The following is a 25,169-nucleotide window of genomic DNA, read 5'->3' on the forward strand; positions in this document are numbered from 1 at the left end:
CAAAATCAAACCAGGATGATACGTGCAGGCTATACATGAACCGGTAAGGGTGTGGTTAGTGCAATTTCCCGCGGTGAAACCGAAGCACGGTAGGCAAATGCCTCCACGCCGCTTGTCAGTGCCAGCCGCAATAAACGACCATATTCCGGGTCAATGCTGTCGGCGGGGGAGACGCAGTCGCCATCACCACGCTGAACAGTATAAAAAATCACGCCGCGATCACCTTCTCGTACCACCCGCATCAGCTCGTTGAGGTGTTTCTGGCCGCGGATGGTAACGGCATCCGGGAAGAGTGCCTGATCATCCTCTACCATGGTGACGTTTTTTACTTCAACAAAGCAGCGGCCCGCGGGTCCTTCCAGCAGCAGGTCAATACGGCTATGCTCACCGTAGGGCACCTCGGGTCTGATGGAGGTATACCCCTGCAGTTCAGTAATCGTCCCGTTCAGGATGGCTTCATGGACGAGCCGGTTGGGGAGTGCCGTGTTGATGCCGACCCAGAAGCCGTTCACCTGCACCAGTTCCCAGGTGTAGGGGTACTTTCTGCCAGGATTGGCGCTGAGCGAGAGAAATACCGGGCTGCCGGGGGCTGCACTACCTTTCATGCTGCCGGAATTCGGACAATGCACGGTAACGCTGCTGCCGTCCGCCAGTTCCACATCGGCCAGGAAACGCTTGTAGCGACTGATCAGGGTGCCGGGGATGAGGGACGGAAGGTTCAATCCTCCTCCAGGACCAGCTCCTCTTTATCTTCTGGCGTAGCCTCCAGGTCAAACAACTGGCGCAGTGCATCCACATAAAGGTCTACGCGACCCCCCTGGCCAGCCTGTTTGAGGGCCGTGGTCGGCGGGTGCAGGAGCTTGTTCATGATGGCCATGGTCAGGGCTTCTAGTCGCTTTTCAGCCTCAGGAGGCAGGTCTTTCCAGGTGGCGAAGGTCTTGTCAAGCTCAGCGCGCCTGATTTCATCGAATCGGTTGCGCAGAGCGACAATGGTCGGGGTCACCTCCAGGGAGGAGAGCCATTTATAGAACTGGCCGATCTCCTGATTGATAAGCTCCTCGGCCTTTTCCGCCTCAAGACTGCGCTGGGCCAGATTGGCCTGTACGATCTCCTGCAGGTCATCCACGGTAAAAAGATAGGCGTTATCGACCTTGTCGACTTTCTGGTCAATATCGCGCGGTACGGCGATGTCGATGAAAAACATCGGTCTGAATCTGCGGCGCTTGATAACCTCCTCGACATCCTTTGGCCCGATAATGATGTGGGGTGCGCCGGTTGACGAGAGAACGATGTCGGCACGGTGCAGATGCTGGAACAGCTCTTCGAAGCGGATCGCCTCGCCGCCAAATTCTTCGGCCAGTCGCTCGGCGCGTTCGAAGGTGCGGTTTGTCACCATGACACCTTTGGCCCCGCTATTGAGAAAGTGTTTGGCCGCCAGTTCACACATCTCCCCGGCGCCAACCAGCATAACGGTTTTGTCGGTCAGCTCACCCAGAATCTTTTTTGCCAGTTCGACAGCGGCAAAGGCGACCGATACGGCTGAAGAGGCGATTTTCGTCTCGGTACGCACGCGCTTGGCAACGGAAAATGCTTTGTGCAGAAAGCGGTTGAGGATAATGCCGGAGGATTTATACTCGGCAGCGTAACCATAGGAGGTCTTGATCTGACCGAGTATCTGGGGCTCGCCGACAATCATGGAGTCGAGACTGGAGGCGACCCTGAATACATGACGAATGGCCGCTTCGGAATGAAAGCTGTAGAGATACGGCTCAAGCGTTTCCAGCGGAATGCGGTGGTGTTCGGCCATAAAACGCTTGACCCGGGAGATGCCGCCGGCGATGTCACGGGTGGTGGCGTAAATCTCAACCCGGTTGCAGGTTGAAACGATCACACCTTCGACAATTTCGTCCAGAGCGACAAGATCGCGCAACGGTTTCTCGATCAGGTTGGGAGAAAAGGCCACCTTTTCACGTATTTCAACTGTTGCGGTCTTGTGGGAGAGACCGATCACGATAATGTTCATTGGGCAGAATTTTCCATTTTATCCGGTGTGCGTTTCGTAAGATAGCTACCAGGTGATGCTGTGTTTCATGCCGAAAAAGGTGATCAGAAGGACAATAAAGCCGATGATTGAAAGAATTGCGGCGCGTTTCCCGCGCCAGCCGATTGTCAGACGCCCGTGCAGCAGTGCTGCATAGATAAACCAGGTGACCAGCGACCAGGTTTGTTTGGGATCCCAGACCCAGTAGCTCCCCATGGCCTTTTCCGACCAGATGGCACCCGATATGATGGCAATGGTCAGTAAGGGAAAACCGATTGCAAAACAGCGGTAGCTGATTTCATCGAGAGTATCCAGTGGCGGGAGCTTCTGAAATAATGCCCCGAAATGCTTCGTTTTGAGGAAATGTCGCTGAATCAGATAGATCACAGCAACACCGAAGGCGATGGTAAATGCGGCGTAGCTGATGAAGGCCAGCAGAGCGTGAATCCAGAACCAGTTGCTTTGCAGGATCGGGGGAAGTTGGCGTACCTCGCCATGCATGGCACTGGAAACACCCAGCATGACCAGAGCCACAGGTGTGACGAAAGAGCCGAGAGTGGTCACCTTGTACCGACGTTCAAATATCAGGAAGGCCACGATGATCGCAAGGCTGAAAAAAGATAGCGATTCTTGTATGTTGGTCAGAGGAAGATGCTTTTCCGTGCTGGCCAGGTGCACGGTGGACAGGATATGGGCTATGCATCCTGTCGTGAGCAAACGGCTGGCCCACAGTGTCAGTGTTGCGGACGTGCGCAACAGGCAGGCAAGATAGGCAGCGGTTGCGCAGCCGTACAGGCCAAGGGTCAGAGAGAAAAATAAGTGCGTCATGGCACACGTTCCTTGTGTTTGGTGAACTCGTTGATCAGCTCTTTGGTCCGGGAGCGCAAAACCTGTTTATTGTAAGTGCTGCAGCGCCCTTCCGTCAACAGCTTTTCGCGCTCAAAGGCGAGAGTTTGCAGTATTGTGCCATATTCTTCGCCAATCGTAGCGGCGATAATGTTTCGCAGTTCTGTTGCAAAAGCGGGACACTTGCCATTGGTGGAGATGCTGATTTCCAGGTCGCCACGTCGCAGCAGTGCGGGAAACGTACAGTTGCCCGTTTCAGGCGCATCGGAAACCGTAACCAGGATGCCCTGTTTCCGGGCATCGTCAGCGATTGTGCGGTTGATGTGCGGATCGTTGGTGGCAGCCACTGCCAGAAAGGTACCCGTGAGGTCGCTGGCTTGATAGCATCCTATTCTTATCTTGATGGCTCCGTCAGCCCCAAGCTGACTGATAGCCGGCGTTACCTCCGGCGCAACGACGTTCACGGTTGCTCCCGCACCCAGCAGCGATGTGATCTTGCGGCCGGCAACGGAACCTCCACCAGCCACCAGGACGGTCCTGTCGCGCATATCTATATTCAAGGGCAGATGCGGCACCTGACACTCACCTCCGTCACATGTGATAGTTGTGAAGCATACTCCCATCCTGGCGTCATTTCAACTAAACGGGACACTGCCGAGTTTGCTCTTGATTTTTTCATTGCCTGGTATATCATTCGAAGAAGTACATTTATCCTAAAGGAGACTTACGTATGGCCAGCGAAAATGTAATGGCATTTACTGATGCCAATTTTGACCGGGAGGTCCTGCAGTCGGAAATTCCCGTACTTGTTGATTTCTGGGCTACTTGGTGTGCACCCTGCAAGGCCATCGCGCCACTGGTCGATTCCGTGGCTGATGAATATGTCGGCAAGGTAAGGGTAGGAAAGGTCAATGTTGATGAGAATCAGGCCACTCCGGGTAAGTTCGGCGTGCGCGGCATCCCGACCCTGATCCTGTTCAAAGGGGGCGTCGTTGTTGAGCAGATTGTCGGTGCCGTGCCTAAATCACAGCTTGATGCCATGATCGCAAAGGTTCTTTGATCGGCATGAAACGCTTTACTCTGCTGCATTATCTGATGCTGGCAATGGTGATTGCGAGTGTGACCCTCGCTCCGCTCAGTCTGAATGCAGCACCCCGCGCGGGCCAGCCGGCACCGAATTTCAAGGTCATCACAACGTCGGGGCAGCCGGTTTCACTGGAAAATTATCGCGGGTATGTGCTGGTATTGGATTTCTTTGCTACGTGGTGCCACCCGTGTCGTGATTCTATCCCGCATCTTATTGAAATGAATCGCAAATTCGGCAAGCAGGGCCTGCAGGTGCTTGGCATGAGTGCCGATGAGGACGGGGAACGGCTTGTCAAGACCTTTGCTGATGAGTACCGTATCACCTACCCGATTGCTCTGGCAGGCGAGTCCACCCTGGTTGATTACGGTGTACGGTCGGTGCCTGTCATGTTCATTATTGACAAAAAGGGCCGGGTTGCAGAGGTGTTCAGAGGCTTTACCGGAGAGGTTGGCCGCTCTACCGAACAGCTTATCAAGAAGCTTCTGGCGGAGAAATAAGAGCTTTTCCCGTCTGAGGATAATACACTTCAATCAGGCATAATCCGCAGGCCGGCGCTGTCACGCCGGCCTGTTTTCTGTCGCCGTTCTGCAACAGCCTCAGAATGTGTTCCGGTTCAAATCTTCCCCGTCCAATCTCAACAAGTGTCCCGGTCATTACCCGCACCATATTCTTCAGAAACCCCCCACCAACAACATCTATGGTGATACTGTTGCCCTCGGATGTTACCCGAACGGAATCAATCCGGCGTACCGTTGTCTTGGCGGCACAGTTGGAGGCACGAAATGCGGCAAAATCGTGATGGCCAATAAACAGTGCCGCAGCCTTCTGCATGGCTTCCACATCAAGTTTTTCCCGGATGTGCCAGACATGGAAACGTCTCAGCGGTGAGCGTATCGCTGATGTCAAGATTGTGTAGCGGTAATGTTTGGCCAGGGCGTCACTAATCGGCTTGAAACCATTCGGGACTTCAATGGCATTCAGGATGGCAATATCCGGAGGCAGGAAGCGGTTGGTCCCTTCAACAAAGGCTTTAAGGGGCAGATTGGTGGAGGTTTTGAACACAGCGGGCATGCCATGGGCGTGTACGCCGGCATCCGTGCGTCCGGAGGAACGCAGGTCGGGCTGATGGCCAAGCAACTGACACAGCGCTTCTTCGATCACCTGTTGTACAGCCAGACCGTTGGGTTGTCTCTGCCATCCTGAATAGGCGGTGCCGTCATATTCGATGGTCAGCAGAATAGTTCGCATGGGTTATGATTTCCCTGATTCCACAGACTGGCCGGAAAGTCGCTCCAGATCTGATGCGACGAAGCTGTATGCTTTGCGGCAGAATTCGCAGGTTACTTCAGCCCCCCCGTCTTTTTCAATCATGTCCCGAAGCTCGCTGACATCAAATGATAACAGGGCCCGTTCAACCTTGTTCCGGCTGCAACCGCAGCGGAAAAACAGGTCGTGGGACTCCAGCAGGGTATAGGGAATATCGCCGAATAATTTCCCTAACAGTGCTTCAGGCCCCCCTGTCATCAGCATGTCAGCCAGCGGAGGAAGCGTTGCAATATTAGCCATGATGGTCTCTATCTCTGAATCACCGGCTTTGGGAAGCGCCTGCACCAGAAAACCACCGCAGTTCGATATGGAGCCGGTTGTGTCGAGTGCGGCTCCCACTCCAATGGCCGACGGAATCTGCTCAGAGTCGGTCAGGTAATAGGCCAGATCATCACCGATCTCGCTGCTGTGGAGCTGTACCATACCATGATAGGGCTCGCCGCCCATGCCGATATCCTTTGTGACGGTCAGAAATCCGGCCCGGCCGAGAACACCCGGCACATTCCAGCGCCCGTCAAGCGGCTCCGCTTCGGCGGCAGGATTGCCGACACAGCCTCGCACAGCACCATCAGCGTCAGCCTCTATTATCATCTTTTGCATGGGACCGTTGCCTTCAAATTTCAAGGCAATCCGCTGATCCGGCTTGAGCAGGGCGCCCATGAGAGCACCTCCGGCCAGCCCCCGCCCCAGCGCGATACTTACTGTTGGGGATGCCTGCTGCAGAAGACAGATCTCACCGGCCAGATTGTGAACCCAACAGGTCAGGATGCGGATGCCTCCGGCAGAACTCAGGGCGCGGACAATATGGTCATTCATGCGATCACCTCTCTAGCCGTATCAAGCTGTATAAAAAAAGGCCGCATCTCACGATGCGGCCTTTTTCGTGTTCTGGGAAAAAAGAATTACTTGGCAGCAGGAGCAGCAGGAGCTTCTTCTTTTTTAACTTCTTTTTTGGCTTTTTTGGCTTTTTTGGCTTTCTTAGCAGGCTTAGCTTCTTCTTTCTTCTCAGCTGCAGGAGCAGCAGCAGCCGGTGCAGCTGCAGGAGCAGCAGGCTTGGCGGCATCAGCAGCGAAAACAACTGCGGAGAAGGAAACTGCTACGAGGGCGGCAACGATCGTGGAGAGAACTTTTTTCATTTGTACTACCTCCTAAGGGAATTTGTATAACTTTATAATTGCAGACAGTATGCCAAGCTATGTGTAAACGCAACATGCTAAAAATGCGGAGCTAATGCCTGTGTGGCCAGCCGCTGCCTGTATTGTGATACCCGAGAACAATCAGTGGGTACCGTATATGAGGTAGAAAAGGGTAAGGGCATTATTTCATTAGTGTGTACTGCATGGTTGAAGCTGATTTTGAACAGTAGCTGATGCCGCCTCGTGTTCTATCTAACAGGTCTGGAATGTCTGCCGCTAACTCACTTGCTGCGGAGCACCATCCAGCGAGGCGACTTGAAGCGAACGATACGGGAATACAGCCACACATACATAACAGCAAAACAGAGGCAGCAGAACTGTAATACCGGGGTGTTTTGCCAGAAAATCAATGCAGGGCAAACAGTAACAATTCCCATACCCCACAAATACGGCGTTGTCAGTGAATTGCGTTTCAGGAGGTGTTTTGCTTCTTGTTTCCCCACCATCCAGCGCACAACCCGACTGAAGAGAATCTGATGCAGATGGAGGGCATCGGGTAGTGCCGACGAGTGCCCTTTGACAATTTTACGTCGATATATGGAGAAAATCGTTTCCCAGACCGGGTAAATCACCAGCATCAGGGGGAACCAGGGAGATACCTCGGGGTGCCGTGCCACCAGCAAGACCGACACCTCGGCAATGATGAAACCGAGTAAATATGCGCCGCCATCACCTGCAAAAATGAGCCCGCGGGGATAGTTCCAGAAGAGAAAACCGGCCACGGCAGCAACCGCGGCTATACAAACAATGTAGAGTTCAACATCTCCTACTTTCCAGGAAGTATATCCAAGCGCAATCAGAATGATACTGCTTACACCGCCGACCAGACCGTTATAGCCATCAATGATATTCATCGAGTGGCACACCCCCCCGACGGCGAAAATCGTCAAGGCAATCGAGAATAGCAGTGAGATCTTTAATAATTGATCAACACCAGCAATGTCCAGGCGCACAAACTGGGCATGTAACACCCACACTCCCATGGCTGCCGATATGAACGCGGCCAGCAAGCGCCAACGGGGTCCGATCCTGTTGGTAAAATCTTCCGCCAGGCCGGCAAGAAAGACGGGGGCGGCAGCGGCAAGCCACAACATTGCGCTTTGCCAAGGGATGCCGAACTTTAAGTTAAGAAGCGGCACTCCCAGGGATACTCCGAGGATGAGCGGTATCCCCCCGATGCGTGGGGTAATGCCGATATGAGACTGTTGTGGGCCGTTAGCCGGATGATTGCTGGTTACATGTTTATGCAGATAGGCATAACGGATAATCAACATGGAAACAACAAAAGAACAGGCTGTTATGGCAAGTATGATCAGGAACATCGTTTCCTAACATGTGGTAATTGTATAAGAATTTTGCTGAGTATATGCCGGAATGAGCTGAGAGGCAAGTTGTTCGTTATATACGGATTTCCTGAGAAGAATGGATTGGTGTCAGATGTCCTGTCCCTGAACGGATTTGCGCCTGAAAAACTGGCCCAATTTTGTGAGAGGTTTCATGTACATGGTCCAAGGCCGAGGAAGCAATCCGTTAATTCGCCAGGCGAGCCGATCCATTCGATTTGCCCGCAGACGATTGTGAAAAGAGGCATTACTTACTCCACCGGTCCGCATCTTGACTAAAACTTCGGGAATATAGGCCGCCTGTGCGCCATGTTTGAGTAAAAAACGGAGCATCAGTTCATAGTCTGCAGAAGTGCCCAATGCAAGGTTGAAGGTGCCATATCGTTCATAGAGCGCGCGTCGAGCAAAAAAAGTAGGGTGAGGCGGCATCCAGCCATGATAAAAACGCTCCGACCGATAGTCTCCAGAGCGCCAGTAGCGGGAAACCTTAGTGGGATTGAATGTGTCCACATACTCAAGATCTCCATAGCAGGCATCAGTCCTGCCATCCTCAAACACAGCTGCAACAAGGGCAATCACATTGTTATGTGCATAATAATCATCGGCGTTAAGAATACCGATAATATCACCGCTGGCCAAGGCAATACCCTTGTTCATGGCATCATAGATCCCATTATCAGATTCTGTAATTACATGGGCGAGGCCGGAGCGATAGCGGTCAATGATCGCGAGCGTGCCATCGGTTGAACCGCCATCGATGAGGATGTGTTCGATGGGCGAAAAGCTCTGTCTGCCGACCGATGCGAGAGTTGATTCTATGGTGGCGGCGCTGTTAAGTGAAATCGTGATGATTGATATTTTCATGTGGAATGCCCCTGCAGCTAACCGCTTTCAACGGCCTGGTAGAATTCAATGGTTTTTTCGCAGGTGTTCTTCCAGGTGAATTTCCGGGCTTGCAATGCCCCCCTGGCAATCATTGTTTTCCTGATGGTGTCATCCTCCAACTTGAGCAGCAACTCCACGAATTGTTCGCTGTCCGCACGATCGGTCAGCAAGGCCCCATCGCCGCACACTTCAGGCAGTGAAGAACAGTTGACGGCGACCACGGGACAGTGTGCCCGCATCGCCTCCAGTGGAGGCAGGCCGAACCCTTCATAATGCGATGGATAGAGCAGGCAAAAGGCATAATTGTAGAGGATGTTTAGCGTGACGTCCATGACTCCCGAAAGATGGCGATGACGATTGGGCAGGCTGCTTTCCAGCAGTTGCCTTTCACTGGCGGTCAGTTCACCTCCGCCGATAATAACGAGATGGCAGTCCGTAATGCGGCTGACGGACAGTATCGCGAGGTCAAAGTTCTTGTACTCACTCCGGTCGCCAACAAACAGAACAAACTTTGTCTGTGGCACCCATCCCAGTGAGTCCGGCACCCCGGTGATCTTATCTACGGGTTCGTAGGAACTTGATATTCCGAGGTGAATAACAGTTGTACTGGATTCAGGTGTTGACGGATAGAGCCGCAGGAGATCTTTTTTTGTGCTTTCTGAAATGCAGATGATCCCGGCTGCTTCCCTGATAGCACGTTGCTTCTGACGACAGTGGACGGCGCGCTGTAATCCTGAACGGTATAGCTCATAGGTGAAATCATAGACGGTCACAACCTGTTTCATGCCGATGGCATCCGGAGTTCGATAGTAGCTGGAGTGAAATATGCCGGATGTGGTTTTGCAGCGTGCCTGAAGGTAGCGGGACAAGGCTACGGGGAGACGTGAATCGCTGTCGATCAGCTCCCGGGGCAATTCCAGCGCCTTGCGCTGAATGTTCTGAAGCGCCTGTGGATGCTCAAGCATGCGGAGGTCAGGATGATGCTCACTGAGATAATGCAAGAGTTCTGACCAGTACACCGAAATGCCGCCGGAGCGCTGCAGTGCAAAAATTATATTGTCAAGATAGAGATTCATACGCGTCCATGTCTTGTATGATGGAACGGGCTACCTGTGACCACTCATAGCGTGCTGCTCTTTCAAACCCTAGTCTGCGATACTGCTCGCGGTTGGCAAAAACACGCCTGATGGCATCGCACCACGCGGCACAATCCCAGCCCTGAACAGTCAACCCCGCTCTCTCTACCACTTCGATCATAGCCGAGTTATGGGGGGAAACAACCGGACAACCGCAGTTCATCGCTTCCAGTTGCGGCAGGCCGAAACCTTCATTAAGCGAGGTGGAAACATAGAGCGCTGCAAGATTGTAAAGTTTTACCAGATCATCCGTTGGTACATATCCGGTGAAAACAACCTTTTCAGACGGAAAGTCAGGTTGTTGTACAATCTCTGCTACGGGGGATTTGCCCCACCCCTTGGCTCCCACCACCAGAAGCGTAAAGCCTTCACAGGCCAGCTGCGGCATGAGTCTCATCATAAAGTCGAGATTTTTGCGCGGTTCCAGTGTACCGACAAACAGGATAAATGGTTCGGTTATGCCATATCTTGAACAGAGTTCAGCCCGCTGTTCCGGTGTTTGTGTTTGCGGATGGAAGATGGATTTATCAACTCCACAACCGATTGTTATTTTTCGAGACCGCCTATGGGGATAACGGTTTGTCACTTCGGAAGCGGTGTAGCATGAAATAGCCAGAAGAATATCGGCATTCAAGATGGACCGATCAAAAAACAGGTTACTGTATAGCCGGTTACAGAGTGACATGGTGTGCTTATAGTCTTTGGGAACCATGTCGTTCACTGTGACAATGGTTTTTATACTCGATGGGATAATAGGTGGCAGCAAGGTGGCTGGAGCCCAGAAAAAATGCGGCCTAAGCTCCTTTAGAATAAAATAAAGTTGCGTACTGTACCAGAGCAGTCCGATTCGGGTAAATGCCCTGCGGAGGAGATGGACGTTTGGTCGTTTGATGATCTGTTTCTCGCACTCAGGATGCAGCGGGCGATTGGTCAGGATGTAAAACTCCCAGTTCGGTTGTTGTGATGACAACTCGTTAAGGGCACAAATCAGATAGGTGGTACTGCCGCTGGGCGGGTGCATTAAGTTTCTACCGTCGATGGCTATTGACGACTTGTTGCCGGTCATATAATAGCTGTCGTACGCATCGGCTTTGCCTTGTTTTCAAGCAGTTTTTTCTGAGATATTTTTATATGTGAATGTTTCAAAACACCCATCTGTAAATCTCGCTATAAAGCGTTAAGGATATGTGATTTTAATAAATTTATTTCTATAAGTCCAGTCAGTGGACCTTGATGATTTTTTACCAGATATCTGCAGCACCTATGCCGTGCAATATAACGATCTTGGGCTTATTAGTGAAAGAACATGTGAGGTTCGCGCTTGGATTTAATCAGGTTCGTTTGCAGACGAATCTGCTCTTTAATCGTCTTGAAGCAGACCTCTCAAGTCTCATGGCTATAACTACTATTTGCCATGTCCTTGACACAGGAAATCAAGCTATTGGTACTTTCTTGCCAGGTCAGCCAACTATGTTCAGGATTATTTTGTGTGATAGTTTGTTTGTGTATGTGAGATAACGAAGCAGACAGTACCCTCGCTAGTGAATTTGAATCATACGGATCAAAATAAACCGCATTAACACCAGCAACTTCTCGAAACACGGGGATGTCACTACAGATGACTGATGCTCCACGTTGATAAGCTTCTACGATGGGCAGGCCAAATCCCTCTGCAATAGAGGCAACTATTGCCCCCGCAGTTTTATTGTACAGCATAGTGAGATCTCGATCAGAAGCATCTCGTATTAAGTACAACTTATTATTTGATTCTGGATGGGTGCAGATCCGTTCTAATAGCTGCTCACTTTTCCAACCGAATGCACCGATGATCGCTAAACGGACGTCATACCCCTGTTTCCAAAGATGCTCAAATGCATCCAAGATTAAGGTATGGTTTTTTCGCGGTTCAAGGGAGCCTACGACTAAATAATATGGGGTACTGTCAGTTAGTAGTGTTATTACAGGGTCGTTTTTTGCAATATCTGCCCCTAGATAAAAGTACCCTACCATTTCAGGAGGCAGTTTATGAGACAGATTCTGAGTTTCCTGCCAATCTAGAAATTCCTTCCGCACTGCTTGTGAAATACAAATAACCGAATCTACGTGTAGAGGTGCTTTTGACCACCATGTAGTATGCGCAATTCGTGTAGCCTCGGCCACTGTATCGGGATGGATAAAAGGTATTAGATCATATAGAACGGCACAAACATGCCCCCCCGCTGCGCGAAACTTTTCTACGGATGTCCACATTCCAGGTACCCAAGTAGAATCAAGCAATAAAAGGATTGGTGGTGACTCCTTCGTTAGGTCTTGTTTGATACTCTGTCCATTTATATTGCCAAGTATAGTTTTTGACAGATTTTTCCTTTTTTTTGTTGAATAAAACTTTTTGATTGTGTTTTTGAGATTATATCTTACTCGGTAGTAAGAAGAGGAAAAACCGGTATTCTGAACAAACTGATCAAGCTTGGAAACTATTGAGGTCAGGTAATTCTTTTTACGTGCGATATTTTTATTCTCTTTATTTAGTGTTTCCAGAATATGGAAACACTCGTGTGTGTATTCAACCGGGATACATTCAACTTCAAAGGTCGGTAAAATTTCTTGCGATTCACGTATTATATTGCGCACAACTCTCTGAATGCCACTGTTTACAGGATTTCTGCTGGTTGTGCCGCACTCTATGTAAATAGTTCTCATCGATTTACCTTTTGTCGTTCAAAATCCATCTGAACACTCGTGTCCAGCGCCATGAACGGCTGTTGTAGAGGGACGCCAGAATTGCTTCCAGCTGTTGAGTCTTTTCTTCTGCCTGATGTGCCTTTAACTCCGCATTAAATTGAGCGGCAAGTACAAAATCATCAAAAACATTTGGCGGGTACAGTAGTGACATCAGAATATCAGGGTGTTCGATTGCCACATAAAAGCGGTTCAAGCCGTCCGCATAAGCACATTGATAGTTTACAGAGAGAAGCAGATTTTCCCACTGTTCGTGTACTTCTTCAGTCGAATTTGGTTTTGTAGCCTCAACAACTATAATCCAAGGTCGAAATTTATGAAAATCCGCCCCCCTGATGACGCGTTCCTCTAGCCCTTCAACATCAATTTTTAAAAAGTGGATCTCACCTGTAACGTGTTCTTGACAAATATCGGAAAGTGTCCGCAATGGTACACGATGGTAAACACCTGCATGGCCTTCCTGGACATGTTTATCTGCAACGGATTGCTCGGCAGTAGCCCAGCCACGCATATCACACTCAAAAACTTCAATTTCGCCAGAGGATTCTCCTGCAGCACAACAGAGGTTGATGTCACGAGGGCGCTCAACTAGGAGTCCTTCGTAATGAGACGTTAAAGGCTCAATATTTATGCCTCTCCAGCCGCGTTCATAAAAGGCTTTGGTTACGGAATCGATAGTCGGATCATTTGCTCCAACATCGATATAAAACCCACCATCGACATGCTTTAGTGCACGCCAGAGTATTACATCTTCGAAGTTTTGCGCATAAGAAATAAAGCTCATAGTTTAATAATTCCTATTTTGGGATCAAGCCATGCACAGCCGGCGAACGGCTCCTTATTTATGTTAACCACGTTAAAAACAAGGGCCAAATCACGCCATTCAAAATTACTGTCCAGATGCGTGTCAGTACTTACTAAAGCGGTTTGTACTGAATATGTGCCGGGTCCGAGGTTGGCTTGGAATGCGATATCAAACATATGCCGGGATCCTGCAACCACATTCAAAAGCGGTTGTTTTTTTAGATCTGTATTCGTGCCGTAGATAACCTGACCGAGCCTGTCTTTGATACCGTATCCCAAGACCAAGCGGTCGATGTCAGTGTGTGTCTCAACCTCAATGCGTAGACGGACTTCCTGTCCAACAAAAACCACCTCGATGGGATCAATGTTTTCATTTACCAGCAAGATAGAAGAGACGGTGGCCTCTCCTGTGCCGGATACAGTTTGGATCTTACCTCCTTCGCTCACGACCTGTTTAACGGTTTGGTTCTGGTCGTTTGCCAACAGGGCATTGTAGAAATCCATCACTTCTTCCGGCTCTCCTTGCATGGCAATCTGGCCGGCATTAAGTAGTATGGCCCGATCGCAGATGCTTTGAATAGCCTGCTTATCATGTGAGACGATGAGGAGTGTGGTGCCCTGCTCGCGATATTGGCGGATACGATTAAAACTCTTATGCTGAAAATGTGCATCACCCACAGACAGGGCCTCATCGACGATCAGAATATCAGGGCGAACGACAGTAGCCACGCTGAATGCGAGGCGCATCTGCATACCGCTTGAGTATACGCGTACCGGTTGGTCGATGTAATCACCAATCTCGGCGAAGGCTTCGATTTCCGGCATGTGTCTGCTGATCTCTTCCGACGCCAACCCCAGCAATTGTCCGGCCATGTAAGTGTTTTGCCGCCCGGTAAAATCAGGATGAAACCCCATTCCCAGCTCCAATAAAGCGGCAACGCGACCATCCATTGTTACCGAGCCGGTTGTGGGCTGGGTGGTACCGGTAATCATTTTCAGAAGTGTACTTTTCCCGGCCCCATTTATTCCGATAATCCCAACCGCTTCACCGGGTGCGACGTTAAAGTTGATATCCTGCAGTACCCAATGGAGTTGATGGCGTTTTTTTGAAAAAGGTAGTATCCATTCAGCCAGCCGCGACCAGCGACTCGGGTACTGCTTATAGGCCTTGCCCAGGCTTTTCACACGAATGCTACCCATCAGAGTTCATCCACCATTTCACCGACATGGGTACGGAACATGCGCATGCCAATCAGGCAGAACAGGATTGCCATCATGGTAAATGGGACCAGGCTTGCCCATTCAGGCCACTGTCCATGTACGAGTACCCGTTGGTACGTCATTATCGGTGCCGCTATGGGATTTAACACCAACAACCATTTTACCTGCTCCGGCAATATGGTGACAGGATATACCACAGGGGTGAGCCAGAACCAGAATTGAAGAAATATCCCGAAAAAATGGCCGATATCACGAAAAAAGACGTTCAATACCCCCAGGGTAATCCCAAGTCCGATTGAGAAGGCTATCTGGATGAACAGTATCGGGAAAATAGAAAAAAATGACCAGCCAGGAAAATTGCCGGAGAGTACCAAGAAAATTGCAAACAGACCAAAAATAACAGAAAAGTTTATCAAGGCGTTGACGACAACTACCACAGGGAGACAGATCCGGGGGAAATTTATTTTTTTGATAAGATTGGCGTTTTCGAGAAAAACGGTCTGTGCCCTGCCGGTGATTTCAGAAAACAGACCCCAGGTTAGCACGCCGGAGCAGAGGTAAATACTGTAGGCAAAGCTGGAATCAACGCCGGGAAGCTTGGCCCGCATGACCTGAGAGAATATAACGGTGTAGACCAGGATCATCGCAAGTGGATTGAGTATTGTCCAGGCTGCGCCCAGAAGGGAGTTGCGATATTTGATCTGAAATTCACGCTTGACGCTTCCAAGCACGAATCCCCGGTATTTCCAGATTGTTTGCACCATAGCGGGCATAGGAAACATGTTATACCTGTGACCCGCGCGCGACGGTTGTTTCCAAATACCATCTATAGGCACTCTGCACACCTTCAACAAGTTCGATGCGGTGCTGCCAACCCAAGGCGTGCAGTCGCGTGGAATCGGCCAGTTTTCGCGGAGTCCCGTCAGGTTTTGAAGTGTCAAAGACGAGCTCACCATTGAAGCCGACGATGCCTTTCACCATCCTGGCCAGATCGGCAATGCTGATTTCCTGGCCGGAACCGACATTGATCAAGGCGGGTGCCTGCGTGTATGTCAGCAGCGAGGAATATGTGTCTTCTGACTGGTTCATCAGGAACAGGCTGGCATTGGCCAGGTCATCAACATGCATGAACTCACGCAGGGGAGAACCGGTGCCCCAGACCGTGACTGCTGATGCTCCGGTCTGTTTGGCTTCGTGAAATTTACGGATCAAGGCCGGCAGCACGTGGGAGCCGGTCAGGTCAAAGTTGTCATTGGGACCGTAGAGGTTGTTGGGCATGGCGGAAAGAAATCTGGTTCCGTACTGCTGATTGTAAGAGCGGCACATGGCGATGCCGGCAATCTTGGCGATGGCGTAGGCGTCATTGGTCGGTTCCAGGGTGCCGGTCAGCAGATACTCTTCCTTCATGGGCTGAGGTGCCAGCTTGGGATAGATGCAGGTGCTGCCGAGAAAGAGCAGGCGTTTGACACCTGATGTGTAGGCGCTGTGAATGATATTGGTCTGGATCATCAGGTTATCGTGGATAAACTCGCCTTTACGGGTGCTGTTGGCGATGATGCCGCCGACCCGGGCTGCGGCAAGGAATACGTATTCGGGCCGTTCGTTATTGAAAAACTCGGTGACAGCGGACTGGTTGCGCAGGTCCAGTTCTGCAGAACTGCGCAGCACCAAATTGGAATACCCCTCAGCCTGCAACCTGCGAACAAGTGCTGAGCCAACCATGCCTTGGTGGCCGGCTATGAAAATGCGTGCGTCGAGCGGTACGAAAGGTATTGCAACGGAATTATTGGCCATGGCTTCAGGCATTCTCCTGTTCAGCTGAAATCATTGTGTGGATGACGTCTCTCATGCGCAGCTGTGCGTGCCAATCCAGCATCTTGTGGGCTTTTTCTGGGTTGCCTCTGCTGACCATGATTTCCGAGGGGCGCAGCAGTGATGGATCGGTGGCCACATGTTCTTTCCAGTGGAGACCCAGCTGGGAAAAAGTTTCAGCGACAAAGTATTCCAAGGTATTGGTCTCCCCGGTTGCAATCACGAAATCTTCTGGTGAGGGCTGCTGGAGCATGCGCCACATGGCCTCCACGTATTCCGAGGCATAGCCCCAGTCACGGGCAATCGAGATGTTGCCGAGTTGCAGGGTTTCGTGGCTGCCGGCTGCGATCCTGCAGGCGGTCGAGATGATCTTGCGGGTCACGAAGCGCTCTGGACGCAGCGGGGATTCGTGGTTAAAGAGGATGCCGGTGCAGGCAAACAGGTTATAGGATTCCCGATAATTGGCAACTTCCCAGTGGGCAGTCGCTTTGGCTACAGCGTAGGGGCTGCGGGGATGAAAGGGAGTGCTTTCGTCAGCCGGTGCGCCGCCGGTATCACCAAAGCATTCGCTGGAACCGGCACTGTACAGCCTGATCGGTTTCTGGAGGAAGCGAATGACTTCCAACAGGTTCAGGGTGCCGATACTGATGCTTTCCAGTGTTTCTACCGGTTGTTCAAAAGAGAGCCCGACCGAGCTTTGTCCGGCCAAGTTGTAGATTTCGTCCGGATCTACCCGGGAGATCGTCTGCAGTACGCTGCGAAAGTCGTTGAGCGCCATGGAAAGCAGGGTTACCTGCTGCTGGATGCCCAGCTTCTTGAGATTATAAAAAGTTGCCATCTGGGCATCGCGGGCCGTGCCGAATACCTGGTAGCCCTTGTCCAGCAGGAGACTGGCCAGATAGGCGCCATCCTGCCCTGAGATACCGCTGATAAGAGCTTTCTTTTGTGTCATTTTAATTCTCTATGGCAACCGGCAGTTCATAGCCGTGTTTCTTGAGTAGGGCATGGCGCTGTGCAACGTGCAGGTCTTGCGCCACCATCTCGGCGCACATATCCTGGGCCGTTATTTCAGGGGTCCAGCCCAGTTTGGCCTTGGCTTTGGCAGGGTCGCCCAGCAGTGTGTCAACTTCGGCTGGTCTGAAATAACGCGAGTCAACCCGGACGACCGTATCTCCGGGCTTGAGAGCCGGAGCTTTGTCCCCATGAATCTGCTCAACTACCGCCCGTTCATCAACGCCCTGACCTTCGAAGCGCAGAGTGATGCCGAGTTCTGCTGCCGACCAGTGGATGAACTGGCGAACGGAATATTGCAGTCCGGTGGCAATGACAAAGTCTTCGGCCTGTTCCTGCTGCAGCATCATCCACTGCATCCTGACGTAGTCCTTGGCGTGTCCCCAGTCGCGCAGCGAGTCCATATTGCCCATGAAGAGGCATTGCTCAAGGCCCTGAGCAATGTTGGCCAGTCCGCGGGTGATTTTGCGGGTAACAAACGTTTCGCCTCGTCGGGGGGATTCATGGTTGAAAAGGATGCCGTTGCAGGCGTAGATGCCATATGCTTCACGGTAGTTGACGGTGATCCAGTAGGCGTAAAGCTTGGCCACAGCATACGGGGAGCGGGGGTGAAAGGGTGTGGTCTCCTTCTGGGGTGTCTCTTGCACCAGTCCGTACAGTTCAGAGCTGGAAGCCTGATAAAAGCGGGTCTTTTTCTCCAGTCCCAGCAAACGGATCGCCTCCAGGAGTCGCAGGGCTCCCAAGCCATCGGCATCAGCGGTGTATTCGGGGGCTTCAAAGCTGACGGCAACATGGGATTGGGCTCCCAGGTTGTAGATTTCATCCGGTTGGACCTGCTGTACGATGCGGGTCAGGTTGGAGGCATCGGTCAGGTCGCCGTAGTGCAGGATAAAATGCTGGTTTTCAACGTGCGGGTCCTGATAGATATGATCAACTCGCTGGGTGTTGAGTGACGAAGCGCGACGTTTGATGCCGTGGACTTCATATCCTTTTGACAGCAGAAGTTCAGCCAGATATGAGCCGTCTTGACCGGTAATGCCGGTAATAAGGGCTTTTTTCATTATGTTGCTCCTGTATTGTTGAGAAGTTGTCATAAACAAAACAAAACTTATAGCATGAAAGGGAGATAATGTCCTTAAAAATCAGACCTGATAGAATCCACGGTACCATTCCACAAAGCGTTGCAGCCCCTCCTGTATCGGGGTAGACGGTCTGAATCCAACCGCTTGCATCAGATCATCCACATCGGCACAAGTGACCATTACCTCTCCGGCCTGGATCGGAAGCATGTTTTTGTGAGCCTTCATTTTCAGGCTCTCTTCAAGCACTTCAATAAAATCGCCAAGTTTTACCGGTTGATTATTGCCGATATTGTACAGGCGATAGGGTGCGCTGCTGGTGGCCGGGTCGGGATTGGCTGCATCCCAGGCGGGATCGGCCTGGGGGATGTGCCCCAGAACCCGGGTGATGCCTTCGACAATATCATCGATATAGGTGAAGTCGCGCTGCATCCGGCCATGGTTGAAAACATTTATCGGCCGCCCCTCAATAATGGACTTGGTAAAGGAAAAGTAGGCCATGTCCGGTCGGCCCCAGGGCCCATAGACGGTGAAGAAGCGCAGTCCGGTGGTGGGAAGGCCGAAGAGATGTGAGTAGGTATGGGCCATCAGTTCGTTGGATTTTTTTGTAGCAGCATACAGCGAGACCGGATGGTCAACGCTGTGATGCTCGGAGAAAGGAACCGTGGTGTTGGCCCCGTAGACCGAGCTGGAGGAGGCATACACCAGGTGTTTTACAGCGGTGTTCCGGCATCCTTCCAGCACATTCATAAAGCCGACAATATTGCTGTCAATATAGGCGTGGGGGTTCTCTAATGAATAGCGCACACCGGCCTGGGCTGCCAGATTGACCACCATGTCGAAGCGCTCGCCGGCAAACAGCCCATCCACCAACGGCCTGTCTGCCAGGCTTGCCCGCACAAAGCGGAAGTTCGGCAGAGGTTCCAGCGCCCGCAAGCGGGCCTCTTTCAGACGTATGTCATAATAATCGTTCAGGTTGTCCAGGCCGATGACCACATCACCCCGTTTCAGTAAACGCTGAGCCAAGTGGAAACCGATAAAACCTGCTGCTCCGGTGACAAGTATCTTCATGCACTGTTCCTGTCTACATTTATGTGATGGGGATTGTCCAGCCGAAACAGCAATATAATTGAAGAATTAGAATTATTCCAGAATATATTCTGACGGCTTGCCGGTCAACACTGCCGATAGTACAAGGTCTGCAGATGAATCGTCCTTCACATCGGCATTACATCTCCACATTTGCTGCTACAGCGCTTTCCGCCACAACCGCTTTTCTCGGCCGTACCTTATGCAGCAGCACATCCATGTAGTAGTAAACCACCGGCGTGATGTAGAGGGTCAGCAGTTGGGAGGTCAACAAACCGCCTACAACCGCCAGGCCGAGCGGCTGGCGTGACTCACCGCCGGCGCCCAGTCCTATGGCTATCGGCAGTGTTCCCATCAGAGCCGCCATGGTGGTCATCATGATCGGTCGGAACCGGACGATGGCGCCTTCATAAATGGCATCCAGCGGTTGTTTTCCTGCTGTCCTCTCCGCTTCCAGGGCAAAGTCGATCATCATTATGGCATTCTTCTTGACGATGCCGAGCAGCATGATGATGCCGACAAAACCATAGATATTCAGATCACAGCCAAAGAGCATCAGGGTGATCAGGGCCCCGAAGCCGGCGGCCGGTAGACCGGACAGGATCGTGATCGGGTGGATGTAGCTTTCATAGAGCACGCCCAGCACCACGTAGATGACAAAGATCGCCATGATCAGCAGCATCCATAACCCGCTGAACGAAGATTTGAAGGCCTGGGCGGTGCCCTGGAAACTGGTGCTGATGGACTGGGGCAGTGCTGTGCCGGCAAGAGTGTCGACCAGTTTCATGCCGTCTCCCAGGGCTACCCCGGGACGGAGATTGAATGAGATCGTGACTGCCGGCAGCTGGCCCAGATGGTTGACCGATAGCGGGCCGATGGTCTTGGAAATGTTGGCGATGGTTTCCAGCGGTATCAGTTGATCGGTTTTTGCATGGATGTAGAGCATGCCCAGTGCGGCCGGGTCCCCCTGGTAGAGTGGATCTAGTTCGAGGATGACCTGGTACTGGTTGGTCGGGGCAAATATGGAGGAAACCTGACGCGAGCCATAGGCATAGGCCAGAGCATCCTCCACCTGCAGAACCGTGAGCCCCAGTGCTGCCACCTTGTCCCGGTTGATCTCCACATGCACCTGTGGATTGCTGATCTGCAGGTCGCTGGTCACGTCCATCAGTTCCGGCAGCTTGCGCAACTGTGACTCGAATTCGGCCGATGAGCGGTACAGCAGGTCCGTATCCTGGCCCTGCAGGGTATACTGGTATTGGCTTTTGGAGCTGGTGCCGCCGATTTGGATCGAGGGTACGTTTTTCAGGTAGGTGTTGATGCCGGCCACCTTGGCCAGTTTCGGGCGCAGTTCCTGGATGATCTCATCGGCCGAGAGTGTGCGTTCGCTGCGCGGTTTGAGGCGCATGAAGAAGCTGCCGGTGTTGCTGCCCCGACCACCGCCGATGGAGGACATGAAACCATCGATATTGGGGTCCTTGGCCAGGATGGCTGCTACCGCCTCCTGATGCAGCTTCATCTCCGCAAAGGAGGTCCCTTCGGCTGTCTCGGTGCTGGCGTTCAGCCGGCCGGTGTCTTCCGTCGGCAGGAATCCCATGGGGATCACGGTGAACAGCCAGCCGGTCAGCAGCGTCAGCAGAATGGTCACGACCATGGTTGCGCGCCGGAAGCGCAGGACCAGTTTCAGTGAACTCTCGTAGAGATGCAGCAGGCCATCGAAGAAACGCTCCATAACAAGGTACAGCCGCCCGTGACCAGCAGTTGCCGGTGGTTTCAGAAACCGGCTGCAGAGCATGGGGGTCAGGGTCAGGGACACGAAACAGGAGACCAGGATCGCCACGCTGATGGTAATGGCGAATTCGTTCAGCAGCCGGCCGAGGATGCCACCCATGAACAGCACCGGGATAAAGACCGCCACCAGCGAGATGGTCATGGAGATGATGGTGAAGCCGATCTCCCGGGAGCCCTTGAAGGCGGCTTCCATGGCACCCGCCCCCTTTTCCATGTGGCGGACGATATTCTCCAGCATGACGATGGCGTCATCCACCACAAAGCCGACCGCCAGGGTCAGGGCCATCATGGAAAGGTTGTTGATGGAGAATCCCAGCAGATGCATGACCGAGAAGGTGCCGACGATGGACATGGGCACCGCCAGAGCGGGGATGATGGTGGCGGAAAGATTGCGCAGAAAGAGAAAGATCACCATGACCACCAGACCGATGGTCAACACCAGGGTGAACTTGACGTCATGCATGGATTCGCGGATCTGTTCGGAGCGGTCAAACAGCACGTTCAGTTCGACAGAGGCCGGCATCTGGCTGCGGAAGGTCGGCAGCAGTTTCTTGACGTTGTCAACGACCTGGATGGTGTTGGTGCCGGGCTGGCGCTGGACGGTCAGGACAATGGCCCGGGAGTTGTTGTACCAGCCGGCTGTCTTGGTGTTCTCGACGCTGTCGATGATCCTGCCGAGCTCCTCCAGGCGGACCGGCGAGCCGTCCCGATAGGCCACCACCATCTGCCGGTAGGCGGCTGCCTGGAACATCTGCCCGTTGGCTTCGATGGTGAATGTCTGCTTGGCGCCATCCAGCACGCCGGTCGGCAGGTTGACGTTGGCATCGCCAATCGCCGTGGCCACCTCGTCGATGCCGATCTGGCGCGAAGCCAGCGCCTTCGGATCGAGCTGGGCCCGTACCGCGAACTTCTGCGAACCGTGCACATTGACCTGGGCCACACCGCTGATGGTGGAGAGGCGTTGTGCGATCATGGTCTGGGCAAATTCATCGACCGCGGAAAGCGGCAGTGTCGGAGAGCTGAGCGTCAGGTACAGCACCGGCTGATCAGCCGGATTGACCTTTCGAAACGATGGCGGCGTCGGCATGTTCTTGGGCAGCGAACGGGTGGCTGCAGATATGGCCGCCTGAACATCCTGGGCCGCGGCATCGATATCGCGGTCCAGGTTGAACTGGAGAGTAATCCTGGTCGTACCGACACCATTGGTCGAAGTCATGGAATCGACGCCGGGAATGGTCGAGAGCTGGTTTTCCAGCGGGGTCGCCACCGCCGCTGCCATGGTGTCCGGGTTGGCCCCGGGCAGGTTGGCGCTGATCTGGATAGTCGGGAAATCCACGTTGGGCAGGTCGTTTACCGGCAGCAGGCGATAGGATGCCACGCCGAAGATGAAGATGGCGATCATGATCAGGGAGGTCATGATCGGGCGGCGGATGAAGATATCCGCTATGTTCATTGCTTCTTACCTGCGTCCGGCTGTTTGTCTCCGGTTTCGACCCTGGCCCCGGGTGTCAGGCGCAGCTGGCCGTCGGTCACTACGAACTCACCCGCTGCCAGCCCTTTTTCAATCACCGTTTCTTCGCCGGCCGCTGCCGCAGAAGTGACCGGACGCATCTCCACTGTAGCCTCCGGCTTAACGACATACACGAACTGACCCTGTTGACTGGTCTGGATGGCGTTAGTCGGCACTACGATTGCATTTTTGCGGTTCCCCAGTGTCATGACCACGTCGGTAAACTGACCCGGCCAGAGTTTTCTGGATGTATTGGCAAAGACCCCCTTGAGTTTGATCGTGCCGGTAGCCGGATTCACCGCATTATCCAGAAAACTGATCGTTCCGGTCTCCCTGCTCCCGGGTTCATTGGGGATATGCGCTTCGATCTTCAGTTCATTGCCAGCCATGGCCCGTTTAACCGCTGCCAGCTGTTTTTCAGGTATGGAAAAGGTGGCATAGATCGGACTGATCTGATTGACCGCCACAATCGGCAGGTCGTTGGCTTTGACCAGATTGCCCGGCTGCATGGCAATGGTGCCGGTCCGGCCGGAAATCGGCGACCTGATGGAACAATACCCAAGCTGGATCCTGGCGCTTCTGATGGCGGCACGATCCGCAACCAGCGTGGAGGCCAGTGATTCGGCATTCGACCGTAGCAGGTCATACTGGTCGTGGGTGACGATCCCTTCTTTGACTAGTCCCTCGTAACGATTGGCCTGTTCCCGTGCGAACTTCGCCTGGGCCTGGTCCTTGGCCAGAGTGGCCTCGCATTGATTCAGAGCAGCCTGAAATGGCTCCGGGTCGATGCTGATCAGCAGTGCGCCCTTCTCTACATCGCTCCCTTCCGAGAAATGGATGCGGCTGATCTGGCCGTTTACCTGCGACTTGATGGCAACGCTGGTGAAGGCCTCGATGTTGCCGATGGCCTTGACCTGGACCGGCACATCTTTCTGCTGCGCCTGGGCTGCTTTTACCGGGACTGCCGGTTTTGTTTTTGGTTTTTCTTTTTTGGCTGAACAGGCCGTGAAGAGGAGGAGAATGACCAGACAAATCAAGATGATTGACGATTGCTTCATGCGGTTCTTCTTTCTTGGTTCACAAAGTACGATAGACACAACATATCACTCATCACACTCAAAGGATAGACCCATGATATTGCTGCTTCGGGCATGTGAAAGTACTCCTTGCATGCACCCAAAAAAACACGTGTGGATTTGATGTCGCAACTCCTGGATTCAGGTTCTGTAATCATTGAGGCACTCCGGCAGCAGTCATGATTGTTTTAAGTTTGCCCGCTGCACCAGTGTATAAATCCTGTGCCTGTGAATATTTTTTGCGGTACTCAAGCAGGGCCATCGGATTTTTATCTGTGAAAAAGCTCCTGATGGCATCAAATGATTCTGCATACGCCTTGTAGGACGCAATCAAGCCGTTTTTCCCATCGGTAATAAGGACTTTGACCTCTGGTGGCAATGCTTCAGGCACGGCTTTTTTTGCAAGTAATTCCCCCGCCAGCAGGCATTCAGCCTTGGCTTTGTCAATGATTGAAGGCAGGGAAATGGAAACTTCTCCACCCTTGATGACATTCTTCAGTTCCTCCCCCGCCAGTTTGACAGCCTTATCGGCAAGGTTCTCGACGCTCAGCAGTTCTTTCTGGAATGCCAGCAGCTTTTCTTTGTCAGCAGGGGAGAGTGTGATGGCGGGGATCTGTTGCTGCGGTGCCGGTGCATTTTCGGCCGAGCAGCCGCTCAGTGCCATCATCACGATGATAAGTGCCGGTAATAGTAACTGTTTCATGTTGCATGCACCTCCGATACTTGTGGGTATCCATATGGTTGAGCACGAGTGGGTTGCCTCTTGCTGTTGGTGAACGTCATGATCTATGCAGGAAATGAATCAGGAGTGGTTCTGAGGAGGGACAAATATCCTGTCAACAAGTCGTGGCAATACCAGGCGGGATTCATATGACAATAGTTTGGTTGTCACGGTGGGGCAGGGGATTTCCAGGAAGGCTGATGAAGGGACATGTCCGGCGCAGCAGCAGGTTGTTTCGCAGTAGTCGATGCCATGGGTGAGCGGACATTCATCAGATGTATCAGAGGCAGCTGATACAATCGCATCTTGAGGCAATTGAGGTGTAAACAGTACGCACGGGTGCCCGAAGCAGACAGCTGGAAGCATGAGATAGGCGATAATCATAATGATGGATACAATTTTCATTGGTAGAGCTCGATGGATAAGTTCTTTTAGCGGGGTGCCTGCAACCGGATG

Annotated in this window: 25 protein-coding genes; 2 read left to right on the top strand and 23 right to left on the bottom strand. The window is 52.4% G+C overall.

Going from position 1 to position 25,169, the window contains the following annotated elements; all coding sequences use genetic code 11:
- Positions 1-29: 29 nt before the first annotated feature.
- Genes sfsA through ACOCF6_RS12035 form a run of 4 tightly spaced genes read right to left on the bottom strand, consistent with a single transcriptional unit; the run spans position 30 to position 3,462 of the window.
- Positions 30-722 (bottom strand): DNA/RNA nuclease SfsA, encoded by a 693-nt coding sequence (sfsA, locus tag ACOCF6_RS12020; RefSeq protein WP_482460615.1) that lies wholly within the window; start codon positions 720-722, stop codon positions 30-32.
- Positions 719-2,023, bottom strand: coding sequence for a glutamyl-tRNA reductase (hemA, locus tag ACOCF6_RS12025; protein ID WP_482460616.1), 1,305 nt, complete (start codon positions 2,021-2,023; stop codon positions 719-721). The genes sfsA and hemA overlap by 4 nt, the downstream gene beginning before the upstream one ends.
- A gap of 45 nt (positions 2,024-2,068) precedes the next feature.
- The gene (gene ccsB / locus ACOCF6_RS12030) at positions 2,069-2,869 is read right to left on the bottom strand and encodes a c-type cytochrome biogenesis protein CcsB (protein ID WP_482460617.1); all 801 of its coding nucleotides are present in this window, start codon (positions 2,867-2,869) and stop codon (positions 2,069-2,071) included.
- Positions 2,866-3,462 carry a precorrin-2 dehydrogenase/sirohydrochlorin ferrochelatase family protein gene (locus ACOCF6_RS12035; RefSeq protein WP_482460618.1) on the bottom strand — a complete coding sequence of 199 codons (597 nt, stop codon included), beginning with the start codon at positions 3,460-3,462 and terminating at the stop codon, positions 2,866-2,868. The genes ccsB and ACOCF6_RS12035 overlap by 4 nt, the downstream gene beginning before the upstream one ends.
- A 155-nt stretch (positions 3,463-3,617) precedes the next feature.
- Between ACOCF6_RS12035 and trxA the strand changes: the two genes are divergently transcribed.
- Both trxA and ACOCF6_RS12045 read left to right on the top strand, forming a co-directional pair.
- Entirely contained in the window at positions 3,618-3,947 is a 330-nt protein-coding gene (gene trxA, locus ACOCF6_RS12040) for a thioredoxin (RefSeq protein ID WP_482460619.1), read from the top strand.
- Positions 3,948-3,952: 5 nt separating this feature from the next.
- Entirely contained in the window at positions 3,953-4,471 is a 519-nt protein-coding gene (locus tag ACOCF6_RS12045; protein WP_482460620.1) for a TlpA family protein disulfide reductase, read from the top strand.
- Here ACOCF6_RS12045 and truA read toward each other — a convergent pair.
- The 19 genes from truA to ACOCF6_RS12140 all read right to left on the bottom strand — a co-directional run bounded on the left by truA (position 4,446) and on the right by ACOCF6_RS12140 (position 25,118).
- Positions 4,446-5,222, bottom strand: coding sequence for a tRNA pseudouridine(38-40) synthase TruA (truA, locus tag ACOCF6_RS12050; RefSeq protein WP_482460621.1), 777 nt, complete (start codon positions 5,220-5,222; stop codon positions 4,446-4,448). The two genes, ACOCF6_RS12045 and truA, sit on opposite strands and share 26 nt — an antisense overlap.
- 3 nt (positions 5,223-5,225) lie before the next feature.
- Positions 5,226-6,116, bottom strand: a complete 891-nt coding sequence (gene hslO / locus ACOCF6_RS12055) for an Hsp33 family molecular chaperone HslO (protein ID WP_482460622.1) — start codon at positions 6,114-6,116, stop codon at positions 5,226-5,228.
- Between the two features lie 86 nt (positions 6,117-6,202).
- Complete coding sequence (locus ACOCF6_RS12060) at positions 6,203-6,436, bottom strand: hypothetical protein (RefSeq protein WP_482460623.1); 234 nt, start codon at positions 6,434-6,436, stop codon at positions 6,203-6,205.
- 281 nt (positions 6,437-6,717) lie between these two features.
- Positions 6,718-7,770, bottom strand: coding sequence for an MraY family glycosyltransferase (locus ACOCF6_RS12065; protein ID WP_482460624.1), 1,053 nt, complete (start codon positions 7,768-7,770; stop codon positions 6,718-6,720).
- A gap of 159 nt (positions 7,771-7,929) precedes the next feature.
- Positions 7,930-8,703 carry a glycosyltransferase family 2 protein gene (locus ACOCF6_RS12070; protein ID WP_482460625.1) on the bottom strand — a complete coding sequence of 258 codons (774 nt, stop codon included), beginning with the start codon at positions 8,701-8,703 and terminating at the stop codon, positions 7,930-7,932.
- Between the two features lie 17 nt (positions 8,704-8,720).
- Entirely contained in the window at positions 8,721-9,800 is a 1,080-nt protein-coding gene (locus tag ACOCF6_RS12075; protein ID WP_482460626.1) for a glycosyltransferase family 4 protein, read from the bottom strand.
- A complete protein-coding gene (locus tag ACOCF6_RS12080) occupies positions 9,784-10,926 on the bottom strand; it encodes a glycosyltransferase family 4 protein (protein ID WP_482460627.1) in 1,143 nt (380 codons plus the stop codon). Before ACOCF6_RS12080 ends, ACOCF6_RS12075 begins: the two co-directional genes overlap by 17 nt.
- Before the next feature lie 317 nt (positions 10,927-11,243).
- A complete protein-coding gene (locus tag ACOCF6_RS12085) occupies positions 11,244-12,560 on the bottom strand; it encodes a glycosyltransferase family 4 protein (protein WP_482460628.1) in 1,317 nt (438 codons plus the stop codon).
- A gap of 4 nt (positions 12,561-12,564) precedes the next feature.
- Entirely contained in the window at positions 12,565-13,383 is an 819-nt protein-coding gene (locus ACOCF6_RS12090; protein ID WP_482460629.1) for an FkbM family methyltransferase, read from the bottom strand.
- Positions 13,380-14,603: an ABC transporter ATP-binding protein gene (locus ACOCF6_RS12095; RefSeq protein ID WP_482460630.1), complete on the bottom strand. Its 1,224-nt coding sequence runs from the start codon at positions 14,601-14,603 to the stop codon at positions 13,380-13,382. Before ACOCF6_RS12095 ends, ACOCF6_RS12090 begins: the two co-directional genes overlap by 4 nt.
- Positions 14,603-15,469, bottom strand: a complete 867-nt coding sequence (locus ACOCF6_RS12100; protein ID WP_482463342.1) for an ABC transporter permease — start codon at positions 15,467-15,469, stop codon at positions 14,603-14,605. Before ACOCF6_RS12100 ends, ACOCF6_RS12095 begins: the two co-directional genes overlap by 1 nt.
- Positions 15,408-16,418: a GDP-L-fucose synthase family protein gene (locus ACOCF6_RS12105; RefSeq protein WP_482460631.1), complete on the bottom strand. Its 1,011-nt coding sequence runs from the start codon at positions 16,416-16,418 to the stop codon at positions 15,408-15,410. The genes ACOCF6_RS12100 and ACOCF6_RS12105 overlap by 62 nt, the downstream gene beginning before the upstream one ends.
- 4 nt (positions 16,419-16,422) lie before the next feature.
- A complete protein-coding gene (locus ACOCF6_RS12110) occupies positions 16,423-17,388 on the bottom strand; it encodes a GDP-mannose 4,6-dehydratase (protein WP_482460632.1) in 966 nt (321 codons plus the stop codon).
- Position 17,389: 1 nt separating this feature from the next.
- Positions 17,390-18,508 (bottom strand): GDP-mannose 4,6-dehydratase, encoded by a 1,119-nt coding sequence (gmd, locus tag ACOCF6_RS12115; protein ID WP_482460633.1) that lies wholly within the window; start codon positions 18,506-18,508, stop codon positions 17,390-17,392.
- A gap of 81 nt (positions 18,509-18,589) precedes the next feature.
- The gene (locus tag ACOCF6_RS12120; protein WP_482460634.1) at positions 18,590-19,597 is read right to left on the bottom strand and encodes an NAD-dependent epimerase; all 1,008 of its coding nucleotides are present in this window, start codon (positions 19,595-19,597) and stop codon (positions 18,590-18,592) included.
- 157 nt (positions 19,598-19,754) lie between these two features.
- Positions 19,755-22,859 carry an efflux RND transporter permease subunit gene (locus tag ACOCF6_RS12125; protein WP_482460635.1) on the bottom strand — a complete coding sequence of 1,035 codons (3,105 nt, stop codon included), beginning with the start codon at positions 22,857-22,859 and terminating at the stop codon, positions 19,755-19,757.
- A complete protein-coding gene (locus ACOCF6_RS12130) occupies positions 22,856-23,974 on the bottom strand; it encodes an efflux RND transporter periplasmic adaptor subunit (protein ID WP_482460636.1) in 1,119 nt (372 codons plus the stop codon). Before ACOCF6_RS12130 ends, ACOCF6_RS12125 begins: the two co-directional genes overlap by 4 nt.
- 172 nt (positions 23,975-24,146) lie before the next feature.
- On the bottom strand, positions 24,147-24,695 hold the full coding sequence (locus tag ACOCF6_RS12135; RefSeq protein WP_482460637.1) for a hypothetical protein: 549 nt from the start codon (positions 24,693-24,695) through the stop codon (positions 24,147-24,149).
- A 99-nt stretch (positions 24,696-24,794) separates the two neighbouring features.
- Positions 24,795-25,118 (bottom strand): hypothetical protein, encoded by a 324-nt coding sequence (locus tag ACOCF6_RS12140; RefSeq protein WP_482460638.1) that lies wholly within the window; start codon positions 25,116-25,118, stop codon positions 24,795-24,797.
- Between the last annotated feature and the right edge of the window lie 51 nt (positions 25,119-25,169).

This window comes from Geobacter psychrophilus (assembly GCF_056821595.1).